The sequence below is a fragment of the Sphingobacteriales bacterium genome (genome assembly GCA_016700115.1).
In the GTDB taxonomy this organism is placed as follows: domain Bacteria; phylum Bacteroidota; class Bacteroidia; order Chitinophagales; family UBA2359; genus UBA2359.
The window spans coordinates 1,720,508-1,733,815 of sequence record CP064999.1; the positions used below are offsets into that span (position 1 = coordinate 1,720,508).

The window sequence follows — 13,308 nt, forward strand, 5'->3', positions numbered from 1 at the left end:
ATGTTTGTGTAAGTTAGACTTTTGAGAGGTTATGCTTTTGAAGTAAACAGTTGAAATTTTGGTTTGTATCAGGGTAGATGTTGCGGAGGGCAGATGAGATTGCCTGCCTTCCATGACAAAATTGGTTCGCCCTTTCTTGTATTTCGGTAAAATCTGTATAAAGGTTAGAATTAACAATGCCGATAAAAAGGCAATTCCCGAACCCGGGAACAAATTTGTTGTTGGTTAAAAATGAGTTGATTGGAGCAGGACTACCGCCTGAATGTGAGGATGAAATACCGGAAGACTGTTCAATCGTTTGCTAAACCCGTCAGGGCTTTACAGCGATCATCGAAATTTCGACATTGACATCTTTGGGCAAACCAGATACCTCTACAGTTTCGCGCGCCGGAGCGGTATCGTTGTCAAAATACTGACTGTAAAGCTCATTGACGCGGTTGAAATTGCCCATGTCTTCCAAAAAAATAGAAGTTTTCACCACATTTTCAAAAGTAAGCCCGGCGGCGGCCAAAATGGCTTTCAGGTTTTCCATTACCTGACGGGTTTCTTCTTCAATACCTTCTTCGGTCAGCAATTCACCGGTTTCAGGGTTAATGGCAATCTGCCCGGAAATAAACAGCAAATTACCACCCCATACAGCCTGACTGTAAGGCCCGATGGGAGAGGGTGCGTTTTCGGTAAAAATAACTTGTTTTGCCATATCTTTGACGAAAAAAAAGCTGCCGGTTTAGCAGCGGTTTGTGATGGAGCAAATGTAGCAGTTTTCTATAATTGGCACACCATCAGGTTTTGTTTTTGACCTGTTTTTCATTTATTTTGTGCAAAATATTTAATTTCTCCTACTTTAGCATCCTTTTTACCCCATCTTCCTACCATCAAATTCAACGATGAGCGCATTATTTATTGGCGATAGACCGGCAACCGAAGAAATACAACAGAAATTAGGCAATAACCTTCCCATTCAATACCTGAAACCCGAAGAAGAGATTTTTGATTTCAGCCATTTTGATGTCATTATTGACACCCGTTTTGAGAGCCTGACCGAGCCATTCAGCTATTGGGAAATTTCAAACAATTATTCACATTTAGAAAACAAATTAGTTCTGTTAGGCATGGTCAGAGGTCAATTGTCTGCCTTACACTGGTATTGGACATCCCCGCCTGCCTGTCATTTTGCGGCCTTCAACTCTTTACCGACCTTTATCAACCGTCCCCTTTGGGAAGTATCGGTTCTGAAAGAGGAAACCAAAGAGCTGCTGACCCAAAGATTAAAACCTTTGGGTATTGAATGCAGGGTGGTGAATGACCGTATTGGTTTGGTTACCCCAAGAATTGTTTGTATGATTATCAACGAAGCATTCTATACCCTTCAGGAAGGAACTGCAAGCGAAGAAGACATTGATTTGTCAATGAAATTAGGGGTCAATTACCCCTATGGCCCTTTTGAATGGCTCAAAAAAATAGGTATTGAACATGTTTACCGATTACTGACCGATTTGTATGCAGATACACACGATGAACGTTATAAGGCATGTCCGCTGCTGAAATCGCGTTACCACCTGTCAAAAAAACACTAAAAAAATACCATGCTCCTTGTTTATACAAACAAAATTACCAATCGGGTCAGGTATATTTTTGAGCATATTTTCAAAAACCTGCTCGGTATTAACATGAGCATAACCACCGATAAAGAAGAGTTTTTGGCTTTTGAAGGAGCAAAACTGAACTATAGCAGCCGCCGGTTTGACGAAGAATTGTTTTTTTATGCCTCACCTTTGCTATTTGAACGCGGCATCAAACAACAGCGACTGAAAATCGAAGACTACGAAGGCACTAAAATCTTTTTTATAGGCAAAAACAATTCGCATCTGCCTTTCGACCCGTTTGCAGCCTCCTTTTTCCTCATCAGCCGGTATGAAGAATATCTGCCTTCTGAAAAAGACAAATATGGACGCTTTAAACCCGAAAACAGTGTGGCCTTTAAAAATGATTTTTTACACCTGCCGGTTATTGATATGTGGGTGAACCTGTTTGCACAACACGCTTCTGCAACTTTTCCCCGACCTGCAGTTCAGCAAAAGGAAATACCGTTTTGTGCCGACCTATGATATTGACCTGGCCTATGCCTATAAAAACAAGGGAATTTTGCGCAATCTGGGTGGATTTGCCGCAGCCTTGTTCAAACTCAACAAAGAATTAGCCATAGAGCGCATTAAAGTATTATTGGGATTGCAGCCCGACCCTTACGACACCTTCGACTGGCAGTTTGCCCTTCATTCCCGGTATGACCTCAAACCCATTTATTTTTTTTTATTGGGAGAGTACGGACCTTATGACAAAAACATTTCCATCACCTCCATTGCCTATCAGGAGTTGATCCAATCTTTGGGCGATTGGTACGAAGTCGGCATTCATCCCTCTTTTGCGTCCAATTCCGAACCCATTAAGTTTACCATGGAATTGACCATTCTGTCAAGACTGCTCAAAAAAGAGATCCGCAAAAACAGGCAGCATTTTATCAAGTTGCAAATGCCGGAAACCTACCAAAATCTGATAGAGAGCGATATTCAGGACGATTATACGATGGGCTATGCTTCTCAGGCAGGGTTCAGAGCAGGCACCACTTCGTCATTTTACTTTTACGATCTGAGCCTGGAAATCAAAACCACCTTGCGCGTTTTCCCCTTTGCCGTGATGGATGTAACACTGCAACATTACCATAAACTCGCCCCAGCCGAAGGTTTGGTAAAACTGAAACAAATCATTGACACCGTCAGGGAGGTGGACGGGGTATTTATCCCTATTTGGCACAACCACTCATTGAGCAACACCCACGGTTGGGAAGGATGGCGGGATGTGTATGAGGAAATGATAAAATATGCGCTCCCCGCTAAAAATATTCAAGCCGCTAATATCCGGTAAACGGCAAACCAATTTCAAGAGAACCCGGGAACTTTTTAAATCAAATCTGCAAGGCCGCATTTTTTAGGGTCTGCACTTTTTGCCACAAATACTTCGGAGCGATTCCGGGGTTTACATTCGAGCATTGCACCCCTGCAAAGCTTTGTTGCACCTCTGCATTGTTTCAATGTGCCCCTGCAAAAGGTCATTGCACCCCTGCATTGACTTCATGTACCCCTGCAAAAGGTCATTGCGCCTCTGCAACGGATTAAATCGCCCCTGCAATGACTTATCGCACCCCTGCAATAACTTCTTATGCCTTTACAAAAGGTCATTGCGCCTCTGCAACGGATTTAATCGCCTCTGCAATGACTTATTGCACCCCTGCATTGACTTTATGCGCCCCTGCAACAAGACTTTGCGCCGTTAAAAATTCTGCAAAAATCTGCCTAATCTGCGGGGATAATCATGCTCCTCTGCAAAAAGACCTTGGCAATCCCTGTTTTTAGGTTAAATCAAAGGGGTATGTTCTAAAAACTCAGTGAAACTCTACGTCCTACTTTGTGCACTTTGCGTTAAAAAAACAATTCAATTCAGGTCAGTTAAAAAGAACATATCTGTTAAAGCAGATGTATTGCAGAGGTGCGGCAGAATTTGTTGAAATACAAATTACCCTAAACGCTTGTTAAATTTTTTGCTATTAACCGAAGCAGCCAACGATATAACAAGGCGTGATTGGCTGTTTCATTTTCTTTTTGTCTTTTTTTCAAGGTTTGCAAAATAGTGTTTGATTTGCCGGTGAATGTTTTTCGGGACAATGTATTTTTTTCAGACAACAGGACGATGTACTTTTTCAGCAGGATGGCCAATTGCAGGTAATTTACATTTTTGTCGTTGTTTCGGATAGTATGTATAAACGTTTCGGCTTCGGAAATTGCAGGCAGGTAATCGTTTCTAATCAGGTAAATGATGATTTGAATGAAACGATAGTAATAGTAAAGTTCTATGCCGGAACGTTTTCGGTTATGCGGAATACATTTCCAGGCTTCATCGGGATTGCCTAAAAAAATATAACTCATCGCTTTAAGGCAAAGAAAATGGTCGTTTACTCTCGGTATTTTGTTCCAGACTGCTTCATTATCGTTAATAACCCGGATAGATTCTTCATATTTTTCTATTCTGAGCAACGTGCTGATATAGTTGTAAATATATGAAATGATTTCCTGAACAGTAGTATCTTCCTTTTCCTGAAGTGCTTTTTTGTGATAAGAAATGGAATTGGTATAGTCGCCGGAAAGAAAATATTCTAAGGCAATCATAGCGCAAAGACTCCTTTTTGAAGCAGAAGCTTTAAATCCTTTTTTTACAATGCTGTCGCAAAGCATCAGAGCCTGATTCAGTAGTTCAATTTTCGGTTTGCCGTCTAAACAATAAGCCTGAACAAGCAAATCTGCAAAAATCAGATAAGTGTCTTTTTCTTTTTCAGCCTGCCGGTATGGAATAATGTTCTGCGCCTCAAACATTGGATTTAACCCCTTTAAAGTGCGCTCTGCAAATGCCTGTTTAATCTGTATATCGGCTATGCGGTACCGGTAGTATTTGTTGGCAGTTTGGTAAAATTCTTTTATGTTTTTTATTAAAAACAGGTAGTTGGATTCGGTAATTTCTTTTTGATTGACATAACGGTCAATGTATTGCTTTTGAACTTCGGAGGCCATATAATAATCTCCGGCTTGGTTTGCTTCGGCTATCAACTTTTCAATTTCTTTTTCTTCCGTATCAAATTCATTTTTTTGTGATAACCATTCAATAAAAAAAGAATTTTGAAAAACAGAATCTTCTTCAGCCCGTTCTTTCATTTTTTCAATAGCGACAAATTTTTTTAACTCGGCAGATAACAACCGGAACTCATTGCGCAACAGGTAATCTTTCTTTTCGCTGTATTTTGATAAAAACACAGTTTCAAAAACTTTTTCTTTGTCATATTCCAAATTGGATGGTTGTTGAATTTCGTCAAACAACTTCAACATACTGCTTCTTTTCAGTAAGGCAAGATGCTGCCGAAAGCCCGCCAGTTCTTTGTCCGACATCAGTTGAACCAACCTGATGGTATTGTTTTTCATACAGACTTTTTGTTAACTCCCTACCCGGTACATTTTATCACAAACCTCAAAAAGTTTCCTTTTTTCAAACTTAGTCTGTGCCTACTTTTGCGCTTAAAGTAAATATAAAATCAATTAATTACAAAACCTTTTTCCATGAAACGACTAAAGTTCCTTTTTTCTGTCCTGAATTTGTTGCTCATTTTGTCCTTAGTTGCCGGTGTTTCAGCCTGTAAAAAAGAGGATGACGATGACGATAATAACAATAACAACAACAATAATCAGGCACCGACAACAACCGCTATTACTGCTTCCGTTGGCGGAGTTGCCTGGTCTGCCGACCAAACCACCATACTCGGACTTTATGTCCAAACCATTGGGGTAAATTCGCTCGCAATATCGGGCACAAGTGCCGACAATTCAACTTTTACCCTTTCGGTCAACCTTTGGAACCAACAAACCGGCTCTTTTGCAACGTCTGTTACCGGTAGTTCCAATATTGTGGGGTTAACTTATGAAGATGCCAACGATAATAGCTTCAGTGCCCCAAGCAACAACGCAAGTGCAACAGGAACCCTCCATATTGACTATTGGGATGGCACAAAGGTGAAAGGGCGTTTTTCATTTACCGGAGGCAGACAACAGGACAGTCAAACGGTGTCGGTAACCAACGGTGAGTTTAGTGTGATGAATGTGCAGTAAGGGTACTAAAAATCAAATTTAACAATCAAGTTTGCCCTTAAACTTATCCTGACCTCTTAATTCTGGTTAGACTTTTCTTAAAAGCCCCTGTCCTTAGCATAGGATGGGGGTTTTAGTATTTTTATGTGTTCAAAGTAAAAGTTCAACTCTTTAACTAATTGCCGTAAAAGCAACTATTTCAACTCCTGAGCGAGCAAATGAGGGTTGTGTTCATTTCCCTGCTCAAAAAAATGGGGATAGTGTGCCCGGAGTTCCTGAACAAACAACGCAAACGGGAAATCGTCAAACTCGCCGTGATATTGTAAATACTCCATGTATTGGTGGCCGTTTTGGTCGTATTCCTGAAAAATAGAATCAGATTTCCCGTCAAATTCAAGGGGAGCTACGCCGAATTTGTCGCAAAGGGTTTTGTTAAAAGCAGGTGTTGCCTTGACCCAAACACCGTTTAACAATACCGACACATAACCATGAAACACAAAAACATCGGTGCGCAGGGCGCGGATAAATTTTTCGGTTGCCAGATGATTGCGCACATTCGCAAAACCAAGCCGGTTGGGGATGCCCAAAGCCCTAAGTGCTGCTGCCATCACCAGGGCTTTTTCAATACAATACCCGCTGCCTCGTTGCAAGGTAACTGAGGCTCGGATGGCTTCCGGGCGAAGGTCAATATGGTAGGGGTCGTACAGGATACCGTCCCGAACTGCGAGGTAAACGGCAACGGCTTTTTCTGTTTCGTCCGAACAGTGTAGGGTGGTGCGTTGAGCAAATTCTATGATTAGCGGATGGTCGCTGTCAATAAATCCGGTAGGCTGCAGGCTGGGTAATGACATTTTTTTTGCGGTAAATTATAAACTTAAAATTAAAGAACCTGTGTTCTTTGTTGAATCCTTTGAGTTCATTTACTAAATCAAAGCGATAATGATTGGTTTTCGAAAAATAATGAACAGGGCTGGCTGTAATTTCAACAAACACATCAGGTTAAAGCTTTGTTGATGCCTGCAATTCAACAGGTATTTAACAGCATAAAATTAATAGCAACTCTTCACAAATAGCAAACCACATTCATTTTGATTTAATGAATTACTAAAATAGTTGCTTGCCAAACAGAAACAAATTTCTATTTTTGTAAGTTGAAATTTTTATGTTTTTGTCTTATGCTGTTAAATCATCGCTACGAATTTGACCCTGTTGCAGACTTGATTGGAAGGGGAGGACTTGCTGAAGTCTATAAAGCTTTTGACCGGCAAAGGAAATGCTTTGTAGCCCTCAAAGTGTTTCACCCCACTACCGAAAGTGTGAAATATAGTATTCAACAGGAATTTCAAAAATCTATCCACTTTGCTCATGGCAATATAGTCAGGGCTTACGATTTTTTTACGGTTGAAAGGAAATTTGAAGACGGCGGTACTCACGAAACCCAATACGGGGTGATGGAATTGGTGGAAGGAGGTGACTTGGCAGATTATCTGAAAACAAAACCCAAAAATGAAGATTTGCTCAATGTAGTTACAGGTATTTTAGAAGGATTGAAATATCTGCATACCGCCGACCCCACCACCGACAAAGGCATCATCATTCACCGCGATATCAAACCGGGAAATATACTGATGTTTAAAAACAGTGCAGGACAACATATCCCAAAGATAGCCGATTTTAATGTAGCCAAAGAAGTGAGCAACAATTTAGAGAGCAGTGTGAGTATGGTCGGCACCTATGAATACATGGCTCCTGAGCAGTTAAATCTATCACAAAGTACGGGATAGATAACCATATACACGCCAACACCGACCTTTGGGCGTTGGGGGTTATTTTATGCGATTATTTTATGCAAAAATCGCTGTTTGGCAAACGTAGCGAGGGAAGCACACAGGGACAAATTATTGGAAATATATTAGACAAGCCTATTCCCGATAAAGAGATAAAATTATTGCCGGCTCCTTTTAATGGTATTATTTTGAGTTGTTTGGTACGAAAAGCTTCAGACCGCGTGCAAAGTGCAGCAAATCTCCTGCAATACATCAAAGCATCAGAAGACAAAACTACAATTGATCCGCCAAAGCCTCCAAAAGTTCCTCCGGAATGGAAAAATATGATTAAGCTGATGGCTGTTGCAGCAACTTTGATAATTATCTTTTTGGTTTATCAAAGATTGAGCCCCCCCAAAGACCCCTTTGCCGGCGATATGATTTTTGTAGAAGGCGGAACATTTACGATGGGTTGCAGTAGTTTATTTGATATCAATTGTCAGGCAGCAGAATTCCCTCCACATTCAAAAACGGTAAACAGTTTTTATATCAGTAAATATGAGGTAACCCAAGCCCAATGGCGTGCGGTGATGGGCAGCGACTCACCGGAACTGTATAATCGCGGCTGTGACCAATGTCCGGTTGAAAGGGTAAGTTGGAACGAAATACCCGAGTTTTTATCCAAACTGAACCATAAAACAGACAAAAAGTACCGCCTGCCTACCGAAGCCGAATGGGAATTTGCTGCCGGTGGAGGCAATAAAAGTAACGGGTTTAAATACTCCGGCAGTAATGATATAGATAAAGTTGCCTGGTACAAGGATAACAATAAACCCAATAGCTATGGCACGGAGAATACCACTCACCCGGTAGGCACTAAAGCCCCTAACGAGTTGGGATTGTATGATATGAGCGGCAATGTCTGGGAATGGTGTCAGGACTGGTTCAAGGGATATCCGGGAAGCAGTGGGGTTAATGATTATACCGGTTCGAGGAGTGTTCTCCGTGGCGGCGGATGGCACACCTCTTCGCAGGGATGCCGGGTTGTGCATCGCTACAATACCCCTGAGGATCGTAGCAACGATCTTGGTTTCCGCCTCTTGTTAGTGCCATAGTAGAGACAAGGCGTGCCTTGTCTCTACTATCAGCAACCCAATATACAGCAACAACCCCAATAAACACACAGTTTCCATTCAACATAAAAACCTGTTAGAAAACAAAAAGGAAAGCCAATATTTGAAACACATAATCAGCAAAGCTAAATGTCCGACAAATTCAAAAACAAATACCGGATAGCTACAGCCCGTGCCGGATGGTGGGATTATGGTTGGGCGGGGGCTTATTTTATAACGATTTGTACTGCTAAAAAAAACCATTATTTTGGGGAGATTGAAAAAGGTATAATGCAGTTGTCTCATGTAGGTGTGTTGGCTGATGTGTTTTGGCATGAAATTCTTAATCATGCAGTTAATGTGGAATTGGGGGCGTTTGTAGTCATGCCCAATCACATTCACGGTATTTTAATATTAACCTGCGATGCAATTAAAAATAATGATGGTAATGAAAGCGTAGAGACAAGGCATGCCTTGTCACTAAATCTATCACCACAACAGAAAAAACAAAACCAAATACCACCCCAAACACCTGGTGAAAAACGATTTCAAAATCAGGGTAAAAATACGGTTTCTGCCATTTTAGGGTCCTACAAATCGGCAGTTACCAAACATGCCAACAGGATGGGTTTATCAAACGGTTGGCAAGAAAGATTTCACGACCATATCATCAGAAACGATGATGAATACCAACGCATCAATGATTACATAGAGTCCAATCCACAGAATTGGGAAAAGGACAAATTTTATACCCCGTAATTTCAGAGGTGCCTTGGAGAATTATTGTGATGGTTGGGTTTATTGTTGTGATTTTGACTGTAGAGACAAGGCATGCCTTGTCTCTGAATCTATCACCACAACAGAAAAAACAAAACCAAATACCACCCCAAACACCTGGTGAAAAACGATTTCAAAATCAGGGTAAAAACACGGTTTCTGCCATTTTAGGATCCTACAAATCGGCAGATACCAAACATGCCAACAGGATGGGTTTATCAAACGGTTGGCAAGAAAGATTTCACGACCATATCATCAGAAACGATGATGAATATCAACGCATTAATGATTACATAGAGTCTAATCCACAGAATTGGGAAAAGGATAAATTTTATACCCCGTAATTTCAGAGGTGCCTTGGGGAATTATTGTGATGGTTGGGTTTATTGTTGTGATTTTGACTGTAGAGACAAGGCATGCCTTGTCTCTACAATCCATCACCACAACAGAAAAAACAAAACCATATACCGCCCCAAACACCTGGTGAAAAACGATTTCAAAATCAGGGTAAGAACACGGTTTCTGCCATTTTAGGATCCTACAAATCGGCAGTTACCAAACATGCCAACAGGATGGGTTTAACAAACGGTTGGCAAGAAAGATTTCACGACCATATCATCAGAAACGATGATGAATACCAACGCATCAATGATTACATAGAGTCCAATCCACAGAATTGGGAAAAGGACAAATTTTATACCCCGTAATTTTAGAGCTGCCTTGGAGAATTATTGTGATGGTAGGGTTTTGAGTTGTGATTTTGACTGTAGAGACAAGGCATGCCTTGTCTCTACAATCTACCACCAATACCATCGCAAAAACAACAATGATTGATTGTCATATCTAATCCAATCGAACAGTTGTCAAAAAATACGAATTTGCTGCAAATTCACCCCTTCAACAAATACAAAAACTCACTGATAATCATGGCGGTTGCTCCCCATACAATATGCCCTTCGATGTCGTAGTAGGGCGCTTCAATGACAACCCCCCTCGAATTTTTAATGGTGGTTGTTTTGATAATTCGTTCATCCTGTAGCAATTGGAGGGGGACTTCTATAACGGCTGCTACTTCGCGCCGGTCCGGGTTAAATTGAGGTCGGCTATTTAGGTATCCGACAGAAGGAAGCACCCAAAAATTGCTTGCCGGAATATACAGACGGCTAAGGCTGCCCAAAATCTGAATTTCGGAGTCGTTGATACCAAATTCTTCGCGGGTTTCCCGAAGGGCGGTGGCAATGAGGTGATTGTCGTCAGGTTCTTGCTTTCCCCCCGGCAGACTGATTTGCCCGCTATGTGCATGTCCGTCTGTGTTGCGTTGCATGAGCGAAGTATAGACAGTATCCTGATGAGGGTATAACATAAGCAGCACGCCTGCATAATTGGCTTTTTCCGGATCCGGCAGTTTCCAGTTGCCTGAAAATCGCAGGCTTGGCGACATGATATGCCGAACTTCATCACCCGGCAGCGGTTCCTGCAATCTGATTTTCAGATGCTGTACAATCTGCACAAAATCCATAAACAACAACATTTATTAAAAGGGTGATTAAGTAGATCGGACGGTGGTATGGAGTAACTCGTCAAAAAGATGAATCCATTTTTTATATAACCCCTGTACCGAATAAAATTGTTCTACGGTTTGTCTTCCTGCGTTGCCTAAACGAAAGCGCAAATCGGGATGCTCAATGAGGAGCGAAATTTTCTCGACCCATTCTTGGGGGGTTTCAGCTAATAATCCATTTTCGCCATCCTGAACTACCTCTGCGTTTGCCCCTATTCGTTCCAATATAGCCGGAACGCCTGCTGCCATATATTGTAGCCCTTTCATGGCGCATTTGCCTTTTACCCATTCATTGTGCGGGAGCGGCATGATGCCTATATCAAACTCCGCAATATCTTCCGCCTCTGTTTGGGGGTTCCATGCTTTTGCCGTTACAGGAAGCCCTTGATTTTGATAAGTCGAATCGCCTATAAGTGTAAATCGCACCTTTGCCCCATATTTATGAGAGATGATTTGCAAGGCTTCGAGTGCAGTTTCAAAATGAGGAACTGTAGTCGGGCTGCCGCTCCAGCCAATATTTATTGTATTTGAATCTTTTTTTGGCTTTTGAAGAGCGGGGTGATACATGCGCAGATCAATTGCGGAAGGAATAATGAAGGTTTTGGAGTTGAATTGCAGGGCATAATCTGCCAGATAACTGTTGCCGGCCACCACAGCATCGGCCTGTCGGATAAGTGTGGAAGTCTTGTTCGGGTTTTTCAAAAAAGCCCATTGTTTGTTGCCTTCTGACACATTGGGCAGCCAGATAGCATCGTCAAAATCAAAAATGATTTTAGCAGAAGTACAATATCGGATACAGGTTTCAAAAAAGGTGAATCCGAGGTAAAAAGCCTCTCTTTGGATGATGATAAGCTCATACCGTTGGGCGGCAAGCAGGTGAAATATCCGGCGGCTCAGGCTTTTTAACAACACAATGGATTTGAAAAACAAATTGCCTTGTGAATACATTATGCGGTCGTCTTTCGGGTCAATCAGATAACGCTGATGCAACTCATAGCCTTCCTGTTGCCAGTAGTCGGCATAACATTCCACACGGTATCGCTGCGAAGGGGAGCGGTCAGGGCGGTGAATGGACAGAAACAGGATTTTGACAGTTTTCATGACAGGACAGATTGGTAAACAGAAGCATATTGACGAATGCCCTCCTCTAAGGAAAAATACAGTTCTGCTTTCAAGCAGATCTCTTTGTGGTCAGGGGGTGGGTTCATGTTCAATGCCTCATTAATTGCTGTCAGGTAGTGTTCTGTGGTAAACCCTTGAACCACAATACCGGCTTTGGATTGTAGAACAATATGGTCCGAATCGCCGATTCCCTGATTACAAAAAACGGGGATTCCCATGGACATGAGTTCTCCTTGTTTTACAGGTGAAGAGGCGATTTTTGAAAAGGAAGGGAGAATAAAAAAAATTGCCCAGTTGCTGATTGAAATGTATAACGGCATTCGTGTGTAGGGCGATTGTGTTACAATCACACTTGATGTTAAGCCTCGCTTTTCTGCTTCAATTCTGATAAGTGCCTGCTCCGGTAGGTTGCCGTTGACAAACAACATTTTTGATTTTGGGTGACGGGTTTTCAACACCAAAAAGAAATCGAGCATTTCGGGCAACAGGTACCAGGTGCCTAAACTACCGGTATAGGTCAGTACAAAATCATCTGCGTCAATCCCTAAAGCTGACCTTAATTCCTTTTTGTGTGTTTCTTCAATTTTTTCTGGATTAAACAATTCCATGTCGGTACAACAAGGAATGACGGTAAAACTGATTTTACTTGGATTTAAATTTTCCCGGGTTTTCATCTCATTGACTGCTCTGTGAGTAAGACAGAGAGTCGCATCGGCTTCGTTCAAAAAAACGGATTCACGTTGTTTAAAAAAGCGGTAAATCAGGCGGTACAGTGGATTTTTAAGATTCCACAACTTTCCTTCGACCCTTTCGTCTGCCCAAAAGCCCCGCATGTCAAAAATAAACTTCAATCCAAAACGGCGTTTCAGGCGAAGTCCAATTAACGACACCATATAACTGCGGCAATGAACAATAGAAAAAGGGGTTAGCCGGTGAAGTTTAACGGCCATAAAATAGCCTTTTACCAAATCGTAAATAGAAGAAAATACGGGGGGACGTTTGGTATAGGTCATAGGTATCCACTTAATGCCGTATTTCCGGCATAAACCGGCGATATGTTGACTAAACTGCTCAAACTTATCGGTTTTTTCAAAGCTGATGATGGTGAACTGATAACCCAATTGGCTAAGCCCGCATAAATAAGGAAGCACCTGTGATTGTCCCAACGCATCGGTCATACCATCATACGACAAATAGAGGATGTGTTTTGAAACATAAGAAGCAGACATAGAGTTGGATTATATTCAGACGGACAAATTTACCGTCTTTTATACGAACGCCGCTAA

Annotated in this window: 14 protein-coding genes and 2 pseudogenes; 10 read left to right on the plus strand and 6 right to left on the minus strand. The window is 41.7% G+C overall.

Annotation, left to right across the window (positions count from 1 at the left end; all coding sequences use genetic code 11):
* Positions 1-310: 310 nt before the first annotated feature.
* Positions 311-700 (minus strand): RidA family protein, encoded by a 390-nt coding sequence (locus IPM47_06095; GenBank protein QQS30507.1) that lies wholly within the window; start codon positions 698-700, stop codon positions 311-313.
* A gap of 412 nt (positions 701-1,112) precedes the next feature.
* Here IPM47_06095 and IPM47_06100 point away from each other — a divergent pair, with 412 nt between their 5' ends.
* The 4 genes from IPM47_06100 to IPM47_06115 all read left to right on the plus strand — a co-directional run bounded on the left by IPM47_06100 (position 1,113) and on the right by IPM47_06115 (position 3,410).
* Positions 1,113-1,577, plus strand: a complete 465-nt coding sequence (locus tag IPM47_06100; GenBank protein QQS31402.1) for a hypothetical protein — start codon at positions 1,113-1,115, stop codon at positions 1,575-1,577.
* A 9-nt stretch (positions 1,578-1,586) separates the two neighbouring features.
* A complete protein-coding gene (locus tag IPM47_06105; GenBank protein QQS30508.1) occupies positions 1,587-2,108 on the plus strand; it encodes a hypothetical protein in 522 nt (173 codons plus the stop codon).
* Positions 2,095-2,922: a polysaccharide deacetylase family protein gene (locus IPM47_06110; protein QQS30509.1), complete on the plus strand. Its 828-nt coding sequence runs from the start codon at positions 2,095-2,097 to the stop codon at positions 2,920-2,922. Before IPM47_06105 ends, IPM47_06110 begins: the two co-directional genes overlap by 14 nt.
* 263 nt (positions 2,923-3,185) lie before the next feature.
* Complete coding sequence (locus IPM47_06115; GenBank protein QQS30510.1) at positions 3,186-3,410, plus strand: hypothetical protein; 225 nt, start codon at positions 3,186-3,188, stop codon at positions 3,408-3,410.
* A gap of 165 nt (positions 3,411-3,575) precedes the next feature.
* Here the strand turns inward: IPM47_06115 and IPM47_06120 are convergent, their stop codons facing one another.
* On the minus strand, positions 3,576-5,024 hold the full coding sequence (locus IPM47_06120) for a hypothetical protein (GenBank protein ID QQS30511.1): 1,449 nt from the start codon (positions 5,022-5,024) through the stop codon (positions 3,576-3,578).
* Between the two features lie 135 nt (positions 5,025-5,159).
* Between IPM47_06120 and IPM47_06125 the strand changes: the two genes are divergently transcribed.
* Entirely contained in the window at positions 5,160-5,705 is a 546-nt protein-coding gene (locus IPM47_06125; protein QQS30512.1) for a hypothetical protein, read from the plus strand.
* Between the two features lie 173 nt (positions 5,706-5,878).
* Here the strand turns inward: IPM47_06125 and IPM47_06130 are convergent, their stop codons facing one another.
* Positions 5,879-6,535 carry a transglutaminase domain-containing protein gene (locus IPM47_06130; GenBank protein QQS30513.1) on the minus strand — a complete coding sequence of 219 codons (657 nt, stop codon included), beginning with the start codon at positions 6,533-6,535 and terminating at the stop codon, positions 5,879-5,881.
* A gap of 324 nt (positions 6,536-6,859) precedes the next feature.
* On the opposite strand from IPM47_06130, the gene IPM47_06135 reads away from it, so the two are divergent.
* The 5 genes and pseudogenes from IPM47_06135 to IPM47_06155 all read left to right on the plus strand — a co-directional run bounded on the left by IPM47_06135 (position 6,860) and on the right by IPM47_06155 (position 10,046).
* A complete protein-coding gene (locus IPM47_06135; protein ID QQS30514.1) occupies positions 6,860-7,468 on the plus strand; it encodes a serine/threonine protein kinase in 609 nt (202 codons plus the stop codon).
* 62 nt (positions 7,469-7,530) lie between these two features.
* A complete protein-coding gene (locus IPM47_06140) occupies positions 7,531-8,565 on the plus strand; it encodes a formylglycine-generating enzyme family protein (GenBank protein QQS30515.1) in 1,035 nt (344 codons plus the stop codon).
* A 147-nt stretch (positions 8,566-8,712) separates the two neighbouring features.
* The gene (locus IPM47_06145) at positions 8,713-9,321 is read left to right on the plus strand and encodes a transposase (GenBank protein QQS30516.1); all 609 of its coding nucleotides are present in this window, start codon (positions 8,713-8,715) and stop codon (positions 9,319-9,321) included.
* A gap of 59 nt (positions 9,322-9,380) precedes the next feature.
* Positions 9,381-9,683, plus strand: a pseudogene (locus IPM47_06150) (transposase).
* 138 nt (positions 9,684-9,821) lie between these two features.
* Positions 9,822-10,046 (plus strand): annotated as a pseudogene (locus IPM47_06155) (transposase).
* A 182-nt stretch (positions 10,047-10,228) separates the two neighbouring features.
* Here the strand turns inward: IPM47_06155 and IPM47_06160 are convergent.
* The 3 genes from IPM47_06160 to IPM47_06170 all read right to left on the minus strand — a co-directional run bounded on the left by IPM47_06160 (position 10,229) and on the right by IPM47_06170 (position 13,251).
* On the minus strand, positions 10,229-10,780 hold the full coding sequence (locus IPM47_06160) for a CoA pyrophosphatase (protein ID QQS31403.1): 552 nt from the start codon (positions 10,778-10,780) through the stop codon (positions 10,229-10,231).
* A 105-nt stretch (positions 10,781-10,885) separates the two neighbouring features.
* A complete protein-coding gene (locus IPM47_06165) occupies positions 10,886-12,001 on the minus strand; it encodes a glycosyltransferase (protein ID QQS30517.1) in 1,116 nt (371 codons plus the stop codon).
* Positions 11,998-13,251: a glycosyltransferase gene (locus tag IPM47_06170; protein ID QQS30518.1), complete on the minus strand. Its 1,254-nt coding sequence runs from the start codon at positions 13,249-13,251 to the stop codon at positions 11,998-12,000. The genes IPM47_06165 and IPM47_06170 overlap by 4 nt, the downstream gene beginning before the upstream one ends.
* Positions 13,252-13,308 lie beyond the last annotated feature (57 nt).